Below are 17,701 nucleotides of genomic sequence, written 5' to 3' on the forward strand. Positions count from 1 at the left end.
TATGTTTTTCCGGAAGGACTGCTGCGGTTTAACGGGGCCGCTCCGCCACGTCAAAATTCACGTCCCAGTTCTTTTTGGGCGCCTTCTGGCCGGGAGGGGTGCGGTGTTTCGTGGCGTCGTCGGAGCCGGTGATGACCGTCGGTTTAGCACTTGCGACACCGCTCGACTTGCGGTCGGCCTTGGACTTGGCATACTGCCCCTCGGCATCCTTGTGGATTTTGGCTCTGTTATTGTTCTCGATCACAATGTCTCATTCCCGAATGAAGTCAGGCCCCAACGAAGTCAGGCCGCCGACAGCGGCCTGACGCGTGGATCAGACCGTGGTCGAACCCGCCAGCGTATCGGTCGAACTATTGTTGACGCGCAGGTTGTTCTGCACATGCCGGACGCCGGAAACATCGTCCACCAGATCCTCTGCACGCCGCTTGTCCCAGCGGCTCGACACGAAACCGTCGAGCGTCACTTCGGCCCCCTGGACCGTCACGGTGATGTTCGAGGCGTCGAGCACCGGATCGTCGCTGAGGCGATCGTTGACGTCCTCCTCGATACGGGCATCGGAGCGTTGGTAGCCCTTCGGGCCTTTGCCGCGATGCTCGTCCATCATCCGGCGATGTTCGGCATCTTCGTCGCCGAACCAGGAGGCAACTTCATCACCGGCGCGCTCCATGAATCCGCGTCTGCGGCCATAGTCGTCCGAGCCGCGGAAGCGGCTGTCAGAACCTGAACGGCTTTCGCCGCCAAAACGGTAGTCCGAGCCGTATCGGTCGCCATAGGCCTGGTTGACGCGGTTGCGGCCGGGCTCGTAGCTGAACGACGAAGGCCGGCCGCGATAGGATTCACGAGCCCAGGCCTGAGAACGTGCCGAATCGCCATAACCGGCCTCGAACCCGCCGTCGTCGGATGCCCATTGTTCGCTGCGGCCGTAGCGGGAAAACCGCGAACGATCGCCGTCCTCCCGATTTGCGTCGCCACTGCGCAGATCGTCACTGAAACCACGCACATAACCCGTATCGCCGGGACGGTAATCGCTGGACGACTCGCGCGCGAAATCACGCTCGTCGCGCATCCGGTCGTTTCGATACCCACCCGATTGGGAATGATTTCCACTAGCCATTGTCTGTCTCCTCGATCTGGTTTGGTCCCGTTCGCATGGGACACAGACTCAACCCCGCCTCCCCGGGATTGTTCCCCCTTCGGGAGGAATGCTGGAGGTCAAACCCTCTGCCGCCTATTCGATGCGGCTGGTCGTTTGCGGATCGAAGACCACGGCCTTGTCGAGATTGAAGGCGAAGGGGAACTTCTGGCCGAGCTCGACATGCACGTCGGAACGGGTGCGGGCGGTAAAGGTGGTGCCGTCCAGCTTGCCGGTGACGAAGGTATCGGAACCGGTCGGCTCGATCATCATCACTTCCGCCTCGATCTGGGCGGTGGCGCGGGCCTGCGGATCGACGAGACCGGCATCGGTGATCGTCTCCGGGCGCAGGCCGAGAATAACGTCCTTGCCATCCGCAAGGCTGGTGGTCACGGAAGGCGGCATGGCGACCCTGACGCCGTCATTTCCGAACAGCGCGATGCTCTGCTGGCCATTGGCGCCGGATACCTTGCCCTTCAGCATGTTCATTGCCGGCGAGCCCATGAAATCGGCGACGAACAGGTTCGCGGGGCGGCCATAGATTTCCGCAGGCGTGCCGACCTGCTGCACCATGCCTTCTTTCAGCACGACGATCTTGGTGGCAAGCGTCATCGCCTCGATCTGGTCATGGGTGACGTAGACGATCGTGGCGTGGGTATTCTGGTGCAGCGCCTTGATTTCGGCGCGCACTTCGACGCGCAGCTTGGCGTCGAGGTTGGAGAGCGGCTCGTCAAACAGGAAGACGCGCGGCTGGCGCACCAGTGCCCGGCCCATGGCGACGCGCTGGCGCTGGCCACCGGAAAGCTGGCTTGGACGGCGCTTCAGGAGATGCTCGATCTGCAGCGTCTTTGCGACCTGCTTGACGGCTGCCTCGCGCTGCGTCTTCTGGACGCCGCGCATTTCTAGCGCGAACGCGATGTTCTGTTCCACCGTCATGTTCGGATAGAGCGCGTAGGACTGGAAGACCATGGCGATATCGCGCTTCGACGGATGCAGGTCGTTGACCACCTGGCCGTCGATGACGATGTCGCCCGACGACGGCGGCAGCAGGCCGGCGATCGCGTTGAGGAGGGTGGACTTGCCGCAGCCGGACGGGCCGACGAGAACCAGGAAGCCACCCTTTTCGAGCTCGATATTGATGCCCTTCAGGATCTCGTTATTGCCGATCTTCTTGCGAATATCCTTGATTTCAAGAAAGCTCATATGCGGTTATCCCTTGACTGCGCCGGCCATCAGGCCACGCACGAAATAGCGTCCGGCGACGACATAGACGAACAGCGTCGGAAGCGCTGCGAACACCGCAGCCGCCATATCGACATTGTATTCCTTGACGCCGGTAGAGGAGGCAACGAGGTTGTTGAGCGCCACCGTCATCGGCGAGGACGTGCCGGATGAGAAGGACACGCCGAACAGGAAGTCGTTCCAGATGTTGGTGAACTGGTAGATGATCGTCACGACGATGATCGGTCCGGAACTCGGCAGCAGGATGCGCCAGAAGATCCGGAAGAACCCGGCACCGTCGATCATCGCGGCCTTTACCAGCTCGTCCGGGAAGGCTTCATAATAGTTGCGGAAGAACAGCGTCGTGAAGCCGAGGCCGTAGATCACATGAACGATAACGAGGCCCGTGGTGGAGTTCGAGAGCCCGAACGTGCCAAGCACGCGCGCCATCGGGATCAGGACCGCCTGGAACGGAATGAAGCAGGCAAACAGCATCATGCCGAACATCAGCTTGTGGCCCGGGAAACGCCACTTGGTCAGCACATAGCCGTTGAGCGCACCGAGCAGGGTCGAGATCAGAACCGCCGGAACGACCATCTTGATGGAATTCCAGAAATACCCCTTAATGCCAACGCAGCTGACCCCGATGCAGGCCTCGCCCCAGGCGCGCACCCAGGCGGCGACCGAGGGATCGCGCGGCAGCGCCAGCATGTCGCCGCCGCGGATTTCGTCGAGCGACTTCAGGGACGTCGACAGCATGACATAGAGCGGCAGAAGATAAACGAGGGCCAGGATGACCAGCGCGGCATAAATGAAATAACGGACGGTGCGGGCGCCGCCGGCGCTGACGGTTTCTTGTGTCGCGCTCATGACTGCTTCTCCCGAAGCTCCGAATAGAGATAGGGCACGATGATGGCAGTGATCCCCATCAGCATCATCACGGCGCTCGCCGATCCGACGGCCATCTGGTTGCGCGTAAACGTGTAGGAATACATGAAGGTCGAGGGCAGCTCGGTTGCATTGCCCGGTCCGCCGCCGGTCAGCGCGATGACCAGGTCGTAGGACTTGATCGCCATATGCGCGAGCACGATGAAGGCGGAAAGGAAGACGGGCCGCAGCAGCGGAATGATGATGCGTCGATAGATGGATACCGTCGAGGCGCCATCGATCTGGGCGGCCTTGATGATCTCGCCGTCGATGCCGCGGAGGCCGGCCAGGAACATCGCCATCACGAATCCTGAAGCCTGCCAGACCCCAGCGATGACGACGGTGTAGATCGCCATCTTGGGATTGACCAGCCAGTCGAACTTGAAGCTCGTCCAGCCGAGATTGTGCATGGTGTTCTCAAGCCCGAGGCCGGGGTTGAGAAACCATTTCCAGGCAGTGCCCGTGACGACGAAGGAGAGCGCCATCGGGTAGAGGAAGATCGGCCGCAATACGCCTTCGGCGCGGATCCGCTGGTCCATCAGGATCGCGATGCCGAGCCCGAGGATGATGCAGATACCAATATAGAGAACGCCGAAGATGGCCAGGTTCTGCATCGCCACATACCAGTTCGGCTGCGACCAGAGGCGGAAATAAGCGTCGAAACCGCCCCATTTGTAGACCGGCAGGATGCGTGAGGTCGTGAACGAAAGGTAGACCGTCCAGAGGATGAAACCGTAGACGAAGACGAGGATCACCGCAAACGACGGCGCCAGCACGATCTTCGGCAGAGCGTTGCGCACTCCGTCCGCAATGGAGCGGCGCTCTCTGGGCGGCTCAAGCACGGGAACCGGTTCGATTGTCGTCATGATGACCTCCGGCAGATACCAGACAGAAAAATAGACCGGCAAGCCGGAATTTGAAAAGTGGCCGGGAGATTATCCCGGCCACTCGGATGTCAGAGCTTTTGCGGAAACGCGATCACTTGGCAGCCTTCACCGCTTCCGGCAGGCGCTTCAGCGCTGCTTCGGTGGTCAGCTGGCCGTTGAGGTGCTGGGTGATGACGTCAAGCATGGCTTCCTTGATGGCGGCCGGCTGAGCGTAACCATGGGCGAGCGAGCCCATCAGCGTGCCCTTGGAGGAGGCCTCCGTCAGGTCCGCCATGCCCTTCTTGCCGCACTCGTCGAACTTTTCGTTCGAGACGTCGGTACGGGCAGGAACAGAACCCTTGACCGTGTTGAAGGCGATCTGGAAGGCCGGATCTTCGACGGCCGAAGCCATCTTGAACTGAGCCTTTTCGGCGTCGCCGCCAACGTTGAACATCATGAACTGGTCGGCGTTGAAGAGAACCGAGCCCTGCGTGCCGGGGAAGCGGATGCAGACGAAGTCCGTGCCTGGCTTCTTGTTGGCGCGCAGCCACTCGCCCTTCGACCAGTCGCCCATTTCCTGAGCCCCGGCCTTGCCTTCGATAACGAGGGCCGTCGAAAGGTTCCATTCGCGGCCCGAGAAGTTCGGGTCGAAATAGGTGCGCAGCTTCGACATCGTGTCGAAGACCTTCTTCATCGTATCGCCGGAAAGTGCGGCCGGATCGAGATCGAGAACGGCCTTCTTGTAGAAGTCCGGACCGCCGGTCGAAAGCACGACGGCCTCCCAGAGCGTGCCGTCCTGCCACGGAACGCCGCCGTGAGCGAGGGCGGTGAGCCCCTGGCCCTTGAAGGCGTCGAGCAGCGTGATGAGTTCGGCGATATTGGTCGGAACCTTGCCGCCGGCCTTGTCGAGTGCCGCCTTGTTGATCCACAGCCAGTTGGTGGAGTGGATGTTCACCGGAGCAGCGATCCAGTGGCCATCATACTTCGAGAAGTTCTGGAGAGCAGCCGGGATAACCTTGTCCCAGCCTTCCTTCTTGGCGAGGTCGTCGAGGTTTGCGGCGACGCCCATTTCGGCCCAGTCCTTCAGGTCGAAGCCGAGCAACTGAACGGCGGTCGGCGGGTCGCCGGCCGTAACACGGGCGCGCAGCGCGGTCATGGCGGCGGAACCTGCACCACCGGCGACCGGCATGTCCTTCCAGGCGACGCCCTGCTTCTGCAGGTTTTCTTTCAAGACGTTCAGCGCTGCTGCCTCACCGCCCGAAGTCCACCAATGCAGGACTTCGACCTGTTCCGCGGCCTTGGCGGCACCGGCGGTCATGGCGATAAGGGCCGCACCGGCGGCAAGTTTGGCAATCATTCGAATATTCATTGAGAATCTCCCTTTGCATCCGGGCTCCTCTCCGGATATGGCGATTTATAACGATATAATTACGGTAGGTGTCAACCCGGCCGGAGGAATTTTTACATCCGCATCGGCGCCACTTAACATGAGGAAAAAATTAGCAAAATCGGTAATCGACACATTTTTACTCAGGATCCGAGAAAAATCCCTGGCGACTTCCGCAAGATTTGCAACGATATAGATGAGGCTCGCTCCGGTTTTTGGGCGGGAACGGAGGAGAAGAGGATATGTCGCTGGAAGACCTGGGGGACAAGGGTCGGCGGGCGAAGTCGCAGCGGGCAACCGAAAAGCCCCGCGTTGATGCAAAGCCTACCTTGAAGACGATCGCCGAACTGACGGGACTTGCGGTCACGACCGTATCGCACGCGCTTGCCGATGCGCCGCAGATCGCGCTCGAAACACGTCAGCGCGTCCGCAAGGTCGCAGCCGATATCGGCTACCTGCCGGACCGGGCAGCGCAGCGCCTGCGCACCGGCCGCACCAATGTCATCAGCCTGGTCCTCGATCCGCACGAGGAAATCCTCGGTTATGCCACCTCGATGATCAACGGGCTGACCGAAGCCCTGCGCGGCACGGCCTATCATCTTGTCATCACGCCGCATTTTTCCGATACGCCGCAGATCGACCCGGTGCGCCACATCATGCGCAACCGCATGGCCGACGGCATCGTCTTCACCCGCACCGAACCGGCGGACGAACGAGTCAAGCTTTTGATGGAGAACAATTTTCCGTTCATCTGTCATGGCCGCACCGAGCTTGCCACCGCTCACCCATTCGTCGACTACGACAATTACAGCTTCGCTTACAAGGCCGCAAAAAAGCTGATCGCCGCGGGTGCGAGAAAGCTCTCGATCATCCTGCCGCCGGAGCGCTTCACCTTCGCTCATCATCTACGTCACGGCTTCATGACGGCGGTGCGCGAGGAAGGCGTCGGCTTCGAGATCGCCAAGGGCGTCACGCTCGACAGCAAGTCGGACGATATCCGTGATTATCTGTTCCGCCGGATGGCCGAGCCTGAGCGCCCGGACGGTTATATCTGCGGTGGTGAAGTGTCGGCGCTCGCCGTCATGGCATCCGTCTACGACCACCAACTCGAACTCGGCCAGGATATCAGGCTGGTGGCCAAGCAGACTTCGGGCCTGTTCGATCAGATCCGCCCCCGCGTCGAGACGATCTATGAGAATCTGACAGAAGCGGGCCTGCTGATGGGCAAGCTGCTGCTAAAGCGGATTGCCGGCCCCGCCCCCATCGCCGAATTGCAGGCGCTCCAGACGGTTTGACCGCCCGGAGCGCCGTCCGCATGACCCGTCAGGAAGTCATGCGAAGAGTTTCAGCGCCGCGCTGTCCGCGGCTTCTCAGTCCTCTTCGACGAAGACCTGCTCGCGCTTCTTCTTCACACTCGGCAGGAAGACGACGATGAGGACGAGGGCTGCGAGGAAGAGGAGGCCCGCGCTGATGGGACGCGTGACGAACGTCGTCGGATCTCCCCGCGAAAGGATCATCGCCCGCCTGAGGTTCTCTTCCAGCAACGGGCCGAGCACGAAGCCGAGCAGCAGCGGCGCCGGTTCGCAGCGGAGCTTCACCAGCGCGTAGCCGATGAGGCCGAAGAAGGCGACGGCATAGAGATCGTAGACGTTGGAATTGACGCTGTAGACCCCGATGGCACAGAAGGCCATGATGATCGGGAACAGCACGTAATAGGGGATGGTCAGCAGCTTCACCCACAGCCCGATCAGCGGCAGGTTGAGCACCACAAGCATCAGATTGCCGATCCACATCGAGGCGATGATGCCCCAGAACAGTGCCGGCTGTTCGATCGCAACATTCGGGCCGGGAACGATGCCCTGGATGATCATCGCACCGACCATCAGCGCCATGACGGGGTTCGCCGGAATGCCGAGGGTGAGCAGCGGGATGAACGAGGTCTGCGCACCGGCATTGTTGGCCGATTCCGGACCGGCGACGCCGGCGACCGCGCCGTGGCCGAATTCTTCCGGATGTTTCGAAACCTTCTTTTCCACCGTGTAGGAAGCAAATGCCGCAAGGATCGCGCCGCCGCCCGGCAGGATGCCAAGGATGGAGCCGATGGCCGTGCCGCGCAGGACCGGTCCGACCATGGCCCTGAAATCCTCGCGGCTCGGCATCAGGCCGCTAACCTTGGCCATCAGGACCGAACGCGTCTTTTCGTTTTCGAGATTACGGAGGATTTCCGCGATGCCGAACACGCCGACCGCAACCGCCACGAAATTCAGCCCGTCAGCGTATTCGCGAATGCCGAGCGTGAAACGCGGGGTGCCTGTATAGATGTCGGTACCGACGAGGCCGAGCAGCAGGCCAAGCGCGACCATGGCAAGCGCCTTGAGGATCGAACCGTGGGCAAGCGCGATCGAGGATACGAGACCGACCACCATCAGCGAGAAATATTCCGCCGCTCCGAACTTGAGCGCGATCTGGGTAAGCGGCGGCGCGAAGATCGCCACCAGGAAGGTCGAGACCGTGCCGGCGAAGAAAGAGCCGATCGCGGCGATCGCCAGTGCGGCGCCGGCCTTGCCCTTGCGCGCCATCTGGTAGCCATCGATGGCGGTGACGGCCGACGAGGATTCGCCCGGCATGTTGATCAAGATCGCCGTGGTCGACCCGCCGTATTGCGCACCGTAATAGATACCGGCAAGCATGATCAGCGACGAGACCGGCTCGAGTTGGAACGTGATCGGCAGGAGCATGGCGATCGTCGCCGTGGCGCCGATACCGGGAAGCACGCCGATCAGGGTGCCGAGCAGCACGCCGATCAGGCAGAAGAACAGGTTCTCCAGCGACGTCGCTGTCGCAAAACCCAGCGCGAGATTATTGAACAGATCCATCACTCAACCTCAATTACCGAGCCATGGCCCGAAACGGCGGAACGGGAGGCCGAGGCCGTAACTGAAGACGGCGACCGAAAAGAGGGTCAGCGCCGCCGATAGCACCAGGGCCATGAGCGGCTTCATGCGGCCCGAGGCGAAGGAAGCGATCAGCGCGGTGACGAAGATCGACGGCACGAAGCCGAGGCCACGGACTGTGAGGCCGAAGAAGATCGGCGCCGGCAGGATGAAGAACATGCCGCGCCAGGCGAGCGCTCCGATCGGCCCTCCATCCACCCGCATCGACTGGATGAGGATGATCGCGCCGAACAGAACAAGCGCGCAGGCAAGGATGAATGGGAAATAGCCAGGCCCCATGCGCAGCGCCGTACCCAGTTCGAGCTCGAACGACTGGTAGGCGAAGAATAAGCCCGTCGCGATCAGCAGCAGCCCGCAGATCAGATTGGCGGTGTCGAATTTCAAGGAATTCATGGTGTCTCCGATGGGCTGGAGGAGGCACGGGCAGAGGGGGGTTCCCTCTCCCCGCTTGCGGGGAGAGGGAACGTGCCCGATCCATCGTCCGAGGATGGCGGTAACGGTGCGGCATATCCCTTCTCCCCGTCAGAACGGGGAGAAGGTGGCGGCAGCCGGATGAGGGACGGCCGCCGACGGACACCTCAGTCCGCGTACTGGCCGGCGGCCTGGATGACCGGCTTCCAGCGAGCGATTTCGCTCTCGAGCTTGGCCTTCAGCGCCGCCGGGGTAACGTCGTTGTCGGGCGAAGGCACGGTGCCGAGTTCGGCGAAGCGGGCGGCGACGTTCGGGCTCTTCAACGCAGACTTGAGAGCCTTGTTGAGCTTGTCGACCGCATCCTTCGGGGTGCCTTTCGGCGCATAGAGACCATGCCAGATACCGACCTGCATGTCCGGAAGACCGGCTTCCTTGACGGTCGGGATGTCCTTCAGGACGCCGAGACGTTCCGGAGAGGTGACCGCATAGGCCTTCACCGTACCGCCCTGGATCTGCTTCGTGGTGTTGGTGGTCTGGTCGCACATGATGTCGACCTGGCCGCCGAGAAGATCGGTCATCGCGGGACCGGTGCCCTTGTAGGGAACGGTGACGAGCGACGTCTTGATCGAGCTCATGAACAGCATGCCGCACAGATGCGAGGCGGCACCGATGCCGGCATTTGCAACCGTCACCTTGTCGCTGTTGGCCTTGGCATATTCGATGAGACCCTTGAGGTCGTTCGCCGGCATGTCCTTGCGGGCGAGGAGCGTCATCGGAACGTCGGTGACGAGGCCGACATAGTCGAAGGCGTTCAGCGTGTCATAGGGCAGCTTGCGATAGAGCGAGGCGCTGGTCGCCATGCCGATATGGTGCAGGAGAACGGTGTAGCCATCCGCTTCGGCGTTGGCGACGCGCGCCGCGCCGAGGGTGCCGCCGGCGCCGCCGACATTTTCGACGACGATCTGCTGGCCGAGATCCTTCGACATCGATTCGGCGACGAGACGCGCCACGGTGTCTGTCGGGCCGCCGGCCGCGAACGGCACGATCATGGTGATCTGGCGCTCCGGATAACCGGCGGCGTTGGCGGAAGCGGCGAAAAGGGAAAGCGCCGCAAGAGCGGTTGCGCCGATAACGGCGTTCAGGATTTTCATCGGGGCTCCTCCAGGATGAAATGTGGACCAGTGGACGCCCAAAATTTCCTCCGGCGCCAACCTGAGCACTATTTGCGGCAGGGCGCGGAGCACGCGCAATCGTTGTGGAAGCCACAAAGCGCCATTTCAGCGAATACCGCGACGCAGCATGGGTGGATTCGGAAACAATTCGCAAAAAGCATGGGTGGATTTCCACACATGCAGCTCGCAATCAGCGCTCCCTGTCATCCTGCAGCATGTGTTCCGGACCGAGCAACTTCTTGTCCAGCCCGTATTTCTGCATCTTCTCGTAGAGCGTCTTGCGCGAGATGCCGAGGGATTCGTAGACCGGCCTGAGCGCGCCCCCATGCGCGGCGATCTCGCCGGCAATCAGGTTACGCTCGTAAGCTGCGACCTTGTCTGCGAGCCGCCCTGCCCCATCCTTTGCGCCGCCGGTTTCGCCCGGCTTCGGATCGAGCCCCAGCACCAGCCGATCGGCAGCATTGCGCAGTTCCCGGACATTGCCCGGCCAGTCGCGCTGGGCGATGGCGGAGGTCACCTCGGCCGGTACGTCCAGGTCCTCGCGGCCATACCGCGCCGCTGCCTCCCGCACGAGTTGGAGAAAGAGCAGCGGAATATCCGCCCGCCGCTGTGCCAATGACGGAACATGGATGGTCGCGACATTGAGCCTGTAAAGGAGGTCGGCGCGGAACCGGCCGGCCGCCACTTCCGCTTCGAGATCCACCTTGCTGGTAGCGATAAAACGCACGTCGAGCGGCACGGTCTCGTTGGAGCCGAGCCGGGTGATAACCCGCTCCTGCAGCACGCGCAGGAACTTCGCCTGCAGGTCGACCGGCATGGAGCCGATCTCGTCGAGCAGGATCGTGCCGCCGCGGCCGTGTTCGAACTTGCCGTAGCGGGGCCTGAGCGCGCCTGGAAAGGCACCGGCCTCATGGCCGAAAAGCTCGCTCTCGATAAGGTTGTCGGGAAGAGCAGCACAATTGATGGCGATGAAGGGCTTGTTGGCGCGCGAACTGATGTCGTGCAGCGCCCGTGCCACCACTTCCTTGCCGGCACCGGTTTCGCCGATGATCAGCGTATCGGCATCCGTGGCGCCGATGGCACGAATCCGGTAGCGAAGATCGACCATGATCTGGGTGCGACCCGGAAGCCGAGCTTCGACATCATCGCGCTTGCCGGCGACGGCCCTTAAGCGGCGGTTTTCCAGCACCAGGCTGCGCCGGTCGAGCGCGCGCCGGATGATGCCTGCGAGATGTTGCGGCGTGAACGGCTTTTCGAGGAAATCGTAGGCGCCTTCCCGCATGGCCTTGACCGCAAGCTGCACGTCGCCATGACCGGTGACCAGGATGACCGGGATCTCCGCATCGAGCTCGCGGATCTTCTGAAGCAGCGTCATGCCGTCGGTTCCCGGCATGCGGATATCGCTGACGACGACGCCATCGAAGCCGAAACCGGTCAGCTCCAGCACATGATCGGCATTGGAAAAGGTCTGGACCGACAGGCCGAAAAGCTCCAGCGCCTGCGCCGTCGAACGGCGCAGTTCCTCCTCGTCGTCGACCAGCAGAACCCTTTGCTCGCTCACTCGGCTGCCTCCAGAAGATTGCCGTCGGCAACTTCGAGTTCGATCAGGAAGACCGCGCCGCCTTCCGGATGATCGGCAACGCTCAAGCTGCCGCCGAAATCCTTGATGATGTTGTAGGAGATCGACAGCCCCAGCCCCAGGCCCCTGCCGACACCTTTGGTCGTGAAGAACGGATCGAAGATGCGTTCGTGAATAGCCGCGGCGACGCCGGGCCCGCGATCGCGCACCGAGACAAGGACCTTGCCATCCGTTTGGCTGGCGGAGACGGAGATGCGCCGGTCGTCAAGGCCTTCAACGGCATCGGCGGCATTGGTGATGATGTTGACCAGCACCTGTTGAAGCCGCACCGCGCCTGCCTTCACCGCGGGAATATCGGGATCGATCCCGATGTCCAGCTCCGCATCCGCCGCCTTCAGGCGCGCCGCGACGATCTCCAGCGTGTCGCGCATCACATCGTCGAGCGCGACAGGCCCGAGCTTTTCGTTCGGCTTGCGGGCGAAGTTGCGCAGGTGTCGGCTGATCGAGGCCATCCGGTCGATGAGCGCCGAAATGCGCCGGACATTGTCCCGCGCCTCGTCGGTCCGTCCGAGATCGATCAGCACGCCGGTCGTCTCCGCATAGGTCTTGGCGGCGGCGAGCGGCTGGTTGAGTTCGTGCGACAGGGCCGCCGACATCTGGCCGAGACCGGCGAGCTTGCCGGCCTGGATGAGGTCTGCCTGGGTCTGTCGCAGCCGTTGTTCGGTGAGCCGCCGTTCGGCGATCTCCTCCTCGATGCGGCTGTTGACGCGGGCGAGATCGGCGGTGCGCTCGGCGACGCGGTGCTCGAGCTCGTTGCGCGCCTCGGCTTGCAGCGTCAGGCGTTCGTTGAGCCGCGCGCGGCGCTGAAGAACGATGGCAAGCCCTAGACCCGCAAGGCAGAGCGTCAGAAGGGCTGCAACCGTCGCGGTCTTTGCTTGGGTATGGACCGAGCTGGTATCCATCAGCACGTTGACGGTCCAGCCGGCATCCGGCATCGGTTGCGATACGACGAGATATTCCTTCTCGACCCCGCCATCCCGGATGGTCATGACATCGCGTCCCGCGAAGCTGCCGCGCTCGACCGGCAATTCGCGGAGCCTGGCGTCCGCATACCGCCGCGACGCCTCCGTGCGGGCGATCCGGTCGGGCGTCAGCGGCAGGATGCTGGCATAAAGCCATTCGGGACTGCCGGTCATGAAGATGATGCCCTCGGGATCCGACACGAAAATCCGATCGTCGCCGCCGCCCCAGGAGGCTTCGAGGTTGTCGATATCCACCTTGAAGACGATCACCCCGCGGATGGCGCCGCCGATCTCGATCGGCGACCCGAAATAGTAGCCGCGCTTCAAAGACGTCGTGCCGAGCGCATAAAAGCGCGACTGGCGGCCCTCCGCCGCATCCTGGAAATAGGGTCGATAGGTGAAATTCTCGCCGACGAAGCTGACCGGGCTGTCATAATTGCTGGCCGCGATCGTCTCGCCGTCCATGGTCATCACGTAAATGTCGGAGGATTTCAGAACCCCATTGATCTCCTTGAGATAAGTGTTCGTTGTCGCCCGCAGCGTCTCGTTCTTCGGATCGAGGATCAGCGCCTCGATATTCTGCTGGTCGGCGATCAGAGCCGGCAATGCCTCGTAACGCTTCAGATGGCCGTCGAGCGCCGACACCGCCAGGCGCAGCGTTGTGCCCGCCTGGATCTCGGCCTCGTCGATATAACCCCGCGCGAGGATATCGCTGCCCTTGAAGACCAGCGCAACGCCGATCGCCGCAAGCAGGGCCAACGGCAGAAGAATGCGATATCTCAACAGGTCCGGTTTCCTCCGCTCATTTCCCGCCCGGGCTGACGGGAAAACGGCATTCTAACCGCTGCACTGCTGATTTCCATAAAATCCTTCCGGCATGGGGCTGGCATGTAGCCGGCATGTCGGATCACGGTCGCTACAGGTGTTTGAAGGCGCCGGCGTGCGTGATCGGATCGTGCAAGCATTCCTCGTATCGTCGTGATAATTTCCACCTGCTGCTTGACTTCACGACTGATCGTGCTTCGATCACAGGCGCAAATGGGGAAAGCCACAAGGGGGTTTCAATGGTCTATCTACTCGCACTTATGATCGGTGTTGTCGCCGGCCTGCGCGCCATGACCGCACCTGCCGCAATCGCCTGGGCCGCCTATCTCGGCTGGCTCAATCTCTCCGGCTCCTGGCTCGCCTTCATGGGCACCATCTGGGCCGTTGGCATCTTCACCATTCTTGCCGTCGTCGAACTGGTCACCGACCAGCTTCCCTCCACCCCAAGCCGCAAAGTGCCGCAGCAGTTCGGCGCCCGCCTGATCATGGGCGCGCTCACGGGTGCAGCTATCGGCACGCCTTATGGCGGCTGGATCGTCGGCCTCATTGCCGGCATCATCGGCGCTGCGATCGGCACCTATGGTGGCGCCGCCGTCCGCGGCAAGCTGGCCGCCAGCTTCGGCAAGGATCCCCCGGCCGCCTTCATCGAGGACGCTGTCGCGATCATCGCGGCCTACCTCATCGTCGCGTCCCTACCTGTCGCGGCCGCGGTATGAAAACCTTCGACGCCATCATCATCGGGGCCGGCCAGGCAGGCCCCTCGCTCGCAGGGCGCTTCAACGACGCCGGCAAGACGGTTGCGATCATCGAGCGCAAACATGTCGGCGGCACCTGCGTCAATACCGGCTGCAAGCCCACCAAGACGCTCGTCGCCAGCGCTTATGCCGCCCATGTCGCCCGCCGCGGCAGTGACTACGGCGTGGTGCTCGACAGCCCGGTAAAGATCGACATGCCGGCCGTCATGCGGCGTTCGCACAAGGTGACGCTCGACTCGCGCCACAGTAACGAGAACTGGCTCGAGGGCATGCCGAACTGCACGCTGATCCGCGGCCATGCCCGGTTCGAAACCAAGAACACGATCCGCGTCGGCGACGAACTTCTGACCGCGCCGCAGATTTTCCTGAACGTCGGCGGCCGTGCCGCAATCCCAGATTTCCTGGGCGTCGATGACGTGCCCTACATGACCAATAGCGATATCGTCATGCTCGACCGGGTGCCAAAACATCTTGTCATCGTCGGGGGCAGCTATATCGGGCTGGAATTCGCCCAGATCTACCGCCGCTTCGGCGCCGAGGTCACCGTCGTCGAAAAAGGCCCGCGCCTTGTCGGCCGCGAGGACGAAGATATTTCACAGGCGATCCGCGAGATCCTCGAAGCCGAAGGCATTCATATCCGCACCGGCGCTGAGTGCATCCGGTTCCGAAAGCATGAGGACGGCGTTGCCGTCGGCGTCGACTGCACCCAAGGCGCTCCAGAAGTGATCGGCTCCGACGTTCTGCTCGCGGTCGGCCGCCGTCCGAACACCGACGATCTCGGCCTCGACAAGGCCGGCGTCGAACTGGACGCAAAGGGCTACATCAAGGTCGGCGACGATCTCTCGACCAATGTCGAGGGCATCTGGGCGATGGGCGACTGCAACGGCAAAGGCGCCTTCACCCACACCGCCTATAACGACTTCGAGATCATCGCCGCAAACCTCTTCGACGGCGAGAACCGCAAGGTCTCCGATCGGCTGGTCGGTTACGCGCTTTATATCGACCCGCCACTCGGCCGTGTCGGTATGAGCGAGGCAGAGGCCCGGAAATCCGGCCGGAAAGTCCTGGTCGGTCGGCAGCCCATGGCAAAGGTCGGCCGCGCCGTCGAAAAGGCCGAAACGCAGGGCCTGATGAAATTCGTGGCCGATGCGGACACGCACGAAATCCTCGGCGCCGCCATTCTCGGTACCGGCGGCGACGAGTCCATCCACGGCGTGCTCGACATGATGAATGCCCGCGCCACCTACGATACGCTGCGCTGGGCGGTGCCGATCCATCCGACGGTCTCGGAATTCTGGCCGACCGTGGTGCTCGGCATGAAGCCGATCTGAGCCTCTTTTGGACACGATTACAATTTTATCGACCGCCTGAAGCGGCCGGCAAGCATTTCCATTTATGACCGGAGGCATCAGTGTCCCTGTTGATGATGGAAACAGATGTGCGGTTTTGCGGGCTTCGTCGGTGAGGCACACGGTTCCGGAAATCCGGAGGCACTGCTGTCATCGATGGCGCAGGCGATCGCCCATCGCGGACCGGACGGACAAGGTGTGTTCGCCGCTCCCGGCATCGGCCTTACGCATGTCCGGCTGTCGATCGTCGGGCTTTCCGACGGCCAGCAGCCGATGACGGACGCCGAGGCCCGCTTTACCATCGTCTTCAACGGCGAGATCTTCAACTATGTCGAACTGCGCGACGAGTTGAAGGCGCGCGGCCTCACCTTCCGCACCGGCAGTGATACGGAAGTCCTGCTCCAGCTTTACGCGACCTATGGCGAAGCCTGTCTCTCGCGCCTCAACGGCGATTATGCCTTCGCGATCTGGGATCACCGCGAGCGCCGGCTGATGCTCGCCCGCGACCGGATGGGGGTCAGGCCACTCTTTTATACCGAGCACAAGGGTTCGCTGTATTTTGCCTCGGAGATCAAGGCATTGCTTCAGATGCCGGGTATCGAGGCCGAACTCGATCCAATCGCCCTCGACCAGATTTTTACCCTTTGGACGCCGATCCCGCCGCGCACTGCCTTCAAGGGCATTTTCGAGCTCGAACCCGGCCATCTGATGATCGCCCAGAACGGCCGGACTGAAACCCGGCCCTATTGGGTGCTTGATTTCCCGGATGCGGGTGATCATCTCGAAGCCGATCAGTCCGTTCGGGAAGAGGAGTTGCGGGCGCTGTTGACCGATGCGACGCGGCTGCGCATGCGCGCCGACGTGCCGGTCGGCGCCTATCTCTCCGGCGGGCTCGACTCCTCGCTGATCGCGGCGCTCGCCGCACCGATGGCTCCGAATGGCCTCAACACGTTCTCGGTCACCTTCGACGATGCCGAACACGATGAAAGCGCCTTCCAGCGACAGGTCGCAGAAGCGCTCGGCACCCGTCACCACGCCGTCGCCAGCGGCTCGGCCGATATCGCCGCAAGTTTTCCGGATGTGATCCGTTTCACCGAACGGCCGGTCCTGCGCACCGCCCCTGCCCCGCTCTACCGCCTCTCGGGTCTTGTTCGCGACGCCGGCATGAAAGTCGTCCTGACCGGCGAAGGCGCCGACGAGGTATTCGCCGGCTACGACATTTTTCGCGAGGCACGGGTGCGCCGTTTCTGTGCTCGCCAGCCAGGATCGAAGATGCGGCCGCATCTTTTCCGCAAGCTCTATCCCTATCTGCCGGGCCTAAGACAGCAATCAGCGGAATATCTCGCCGCCTTCTTCGGCGCCGGCAACGATCCGGCCGACGATCCCTTGTTCTCGCATCGCCCGCGCTTCCGCTCGACGGCGGCCGCCAAGATCTTCTATTCCGACGATCTCCGCGCCACGCTCGGCACCTATGATGCCGCCGAAGAACTCGCCTCCCGCCTGCCGGAAAACTTCGGCCGCTGGCATCCGCTGCATCAGGCTCAGTATCTCGAAAGCCGTTTTCTGCTGCCCGGCTATATCCTGTCGAGCCAGGGCGACCGCATGGCGATGGCGCATGGGATCGAAGGCCGGTTCCCTTTTCTCGATCACCGATTGGTGGAATTTGCCAGTCGCCTGACGCCGGGCATGAAACTCAAGGGCCTCGACGAAAAGCATATCCTGCGCCGGGTCGCTAGGGACCTGCTGCCGGATGCCATCAGCAAACGTCCGAAACAGCCCTACCGCGCGCCCGACAGCCGCTCCTTCACCGGCAACAACGCGCAGGCCTATGTCGGCGAGATGCTTGGCGAGCAGGCAATCGCCGCCTCAGGCCTCTTTAATCCGAAGGCCGTTGCAAAACTCCATCAGAAATGCAGTCTGGCCCCGGTCTCCGGGTTTCGCGACAACGCCGCGTTTGTCGGCATACTGTCCACCCAGCTCTGGCTGAAGGGTTTTACCCGGTCCGCCGCGGACGAGGCGCATCCCGTTCGCAAGGCTGCTTATTAGCTCTTGAAAATCTTCAATTAACTTAAAATTCACGTCAATTCGGCATGATCGCCAG

Annotated in this window: 15 protein-coding genes; 4 read left to right on the plus strand and 11 right to left on the minus strand. The window is 62.2% G+C overall.

The window, feature by feature from the left end:
* Positions 1-28: 28 nt before the first annotated feature.
* The 6 genes from ACZ9IU_RS18725 to ACZ9IU_RS18750 all read right to left on the minus strand — a co-directional run bounded on the left by ACZ9IU_RS18725 (position 29) and on the right by ACZ9IU_RS18750 (position 5,509).
* Positions 29-244 carry a hypothetical protein gene (locus ACZ9IU_RS18725; RefSeq protein ID WP_173426757.1) on the minus strand — a complete coding sequence of 72 codons (216 nt, stop codon included), beginning with the start codon at positions 242-244 and terminating at the stop codon, positions 29-31.
* Positions 245-313: 69 nt separating this feature from the next.
* Entirely contained in the window at positions 314-1,114 is an 801-nt protein-coding gene (locus ACZ9IU_RS18730) for a BON domain-containing protein (protein ID WP_367396512.1), read from the minus strand.
* Between the two features lie 114 nt (positions 1,115-1,228).
* A complete protein-coding gene (locus tag ACZ9IU_RS18735) occupies positions 1,229-2,335 on the minus strand; it encodes an ABC transporter ATP-binding protein (protein WP_038545692.1) in 1,107 nt (368 codons plus the stop codon).
* Between the two features lie 6 nt (positions 2,336-2,341).
* A complete protein-coding gene (locus ACZ9IU_RS18740; RefSeq protein ID WP_038545695.1) occupies positions 2,342-3,223 on the minus strand; it encodes a carbohydrate ABC transporter permease in 882 nt (293 codons plus the stop codon).
* Complete coding sequence (locus tag ACZ9IU_RS18745; protein ID WP_038549653.1) at positions 3,220-4,146, minus strand: carbohydrate ABC transporter permease; 927 nt, start codon at positions 4,144-4,146, stop codon at positions 3,220-3,222. The genes ACZ9IU_RS18740 and ACZ9IU_RS18745 overlap by 4 nt, the downstream gene beginning before the upstream one ends.
* Before the next feature lie 112 nt (positions 4,147-4,258).
* Entirely contained in the window at positions 4,259-5,509 is a 1,251-nt protein-coding gene (locus tag ACZ9IU_RS18750; RefSeq protein WP_173426772.1) for an ABC transporter substrate-binding protein, read from the minus strand.
* A gap of 266 nt (positions 5,510-5,775) precedes the next feature.
* Here ACZ9IU_RS18750 and ACZ9IU_RS18755 point away from each other — a divergent pair, with 266 nt between their 5' ends.
* Entirely contained in the window at positions 5,776-6,828 is a 1,053-nt protein-coding gene (locus ACZ9IU_RS18755) for a LacI family transcriptional regulator (protein ID WP_038545701.1), read from the plus strand.
* 75 nt (positions 6,829-6,903) lie between these two features.
* On the opposite strand, the gene ACZ9IU_RS18760 is transcribed toward ACZ9IU_RS18755, so the two are convergent.
* From ACZ9IU_RS18760 to ACZ9IU_RS18780, 5 genes are all read right to left on the minus strand, one after another.
* The gene (locus tag ACZ9IU_RS18760; protein ID WP_038545704.1) at positions 6,904-8,409 is read right to left on the minus strand and encodes a tripartite tricarboxylate transporter permease; all 1,506 of its coding nucleotides are present in this window, start codon (positions 8,407-8,409) and stop codon (positions 6,904-6,906) included.
* Positions 8,410-8,418: 9 nt separating this feature from the next.
* A complete protein-coding gene (locus ACZ9IU_RS18765) occupies positions 8,419-8,880 on the minus strand; it encodes a tripartite tricarboxylate transporter TctB family protein (protein ID WP_038545707.1) in 462 nt (153 codons plus the stop codon).
* 185 nt (positions 8,881-9,065) lie between these two features.
* Positions 9,066-10,049, minus strand: a complete 984-nt coding sequence (locus ACZ9IU_RS18770) for a tripartite tricarboxylate transporter substrate binding protein BugD (protein ID WP_038545710.1) — start codon at positions 10,047-10,049, stop codon at positions 9,066-9,068.
* A gap of 211 nt (positions 10,050-10,260) precedes the next feature.
* Positions 10,261-11,631: a sigma-54-dependent transcriptional regulator gene (locus ACZ9IU_RS18775; protein WP_038545713.1), complete on the minus strand. Its 1,371-nt coding sequence runs from the start codon at positions 11,629-11,631 to the stop codon at positions 10,261-10,263.
* Complete coding sequence (locus ACZ9IU_RS18780) at positions 11,628-13,454, minus strand: sensor histidine kinase (RefSeq protein ID WP_080719213.1); 1,827 nt, start codon at positions 13,452-13,454, stop codon at positions 11,628-11,630. The genes ACZ9IU_RS18775 and ACZ9IU_RS18780 overlap by 4 nt, the downstream gene beginning before the upstream one ends.
* Before the next feature lie 281 nt (positions 13,455-13,735).
* Between ACZ9IU_RS18780 and ACZ9IU_RS18785 the strand changes: the two genes are divergently transcribed.
* The 3 genes from ACZ9IU_RS18785 (at position 13,736) to asnB (ending at position 17,646) form a co-directional block, all read left to right on the plus strand.
* Complete coding sequence (locus tag ACZ9IU_RS18785; protein ID WP_038545718.1) at positions 13,736-14,212, plus strand: DUF4126 family protein; 477 nt, start codon at positions 13,736-13,738, stop codon at positions 14,210-14,212.
* Positions 14,209-15,582: an FAD-containing oxidoreductase gene (locus ACZ9IU_RS18790; RefSeq protein ID WP_038545721.1), complete on the plus strand. Its 1,374-nt coding sequence runs from the start codon at positions 14,209-14,211 to the stop codon at positions 15,580-15,582. Before ACZ9IU_RS18785 ends, ACZ9IU_RS18790 begins: the two co-directional genes overlap by 4 nt.
* A 105-nt stretch (positions 15,583-15,687) precedes the next feature.
* Positions 15,688-17,646, plus strand: a complete 1,959-nt coding sequence (gene asnB / locus ACZ9IU_RS18795) for an asparagine synthase (glutamine-hydrolyzing) (protein WP_038545724.1) — start codon at positions 15,688-15,690, stop codon at positions 17,644-17,646.
* Positions 17,647-17,701 lie beyond the last annotated feature (55 nt).

This window comes from Mesorhizobium sp. USDA 4132 (assembly GCF_056279545.1).

Bases quoted from the DNA above. Each gene is read 5' to 3' on its own strand.
- ACZ9IU_RS18790 (WP_038545721.1), top strand. From the start codon at position 14,209: ATGAAAACCTTCGACGCCATCATCATCGGGGCCGGCCAGGCAGGCCCC.
- ACZ9IU_RS18740 (WP_038545695.1), bottom strand. From the start codon at position 3,223: ATGAGCGCGACACAAGAAACCGTCAGCGCCGGCGGCGCCCGCACCGTC.
- ACZ9IU_RS18730 (WP_367396512.1), bottom strand. From the start codon at position 1,114: ATGGCTAGTGGAAATCATTCCCAATCGGGTGGGTATCGAAACGACCGG.
- ACZ9IU_RS18785 (WP_038545718.1), top strand. From the start codon at position 13,736: ATGGTCTATCTACTCGCACTTATGATCGGTGTTGTCGCCGGCCTGCGC.
- ACZ9IU_RS18770 (WP_038545710.1), bottom strand. From the start codon at position 10,049: ATGAAAATCCTGAACGCCGTTATCGGCGCAACCGCTCTTGCGGCGCTT.
- asnB (WP_038545724.1), top strand. From the start codon at position 15,688: ATGTGCGGTTTTGCGGGCTTCGTCGGTGAGGCACACGGTTCCGGAAAT.
- ACZ9IU_RS18735 (WP_038545692.1), bottom strand. From the start codon at position 2,335: ATGAGCTTTCTTGAAATCAAGGATATTCGCAAGAAGATCGGCAATAAC.
- ACZ9IU_RS18765 (WP_038545707.1), bottom strand. From the start codon at position 8,880: ATGAATTCCTTGAAATTCGACACCGCCAATCTGATCTGCGGGCTGCTG.
- ACZ9IU_RS18755 (WP_038545701.1), top strand. From the start codon at position 5,776: ATGTCGCTGGAAGACCTGGGGGACAAGGGTCGGCGGGCGAAGTCGCAG.
- ACZ9IU_RS18760 (WP_038545704.1), bottom strand. From the start codon at position 8,409: ATGGATCTGTTCAATAATCTCGCGCTGGGTTTTGCGACAGCGACGTCG.
- ACZ9IU_RS18745 (WP_038549653.1), bottom strand. From the start codon at position 4,146: ATGACGACAATCGAACCGGTTCCCGTGCTTGAGCCGCCCAGAGAGCGC.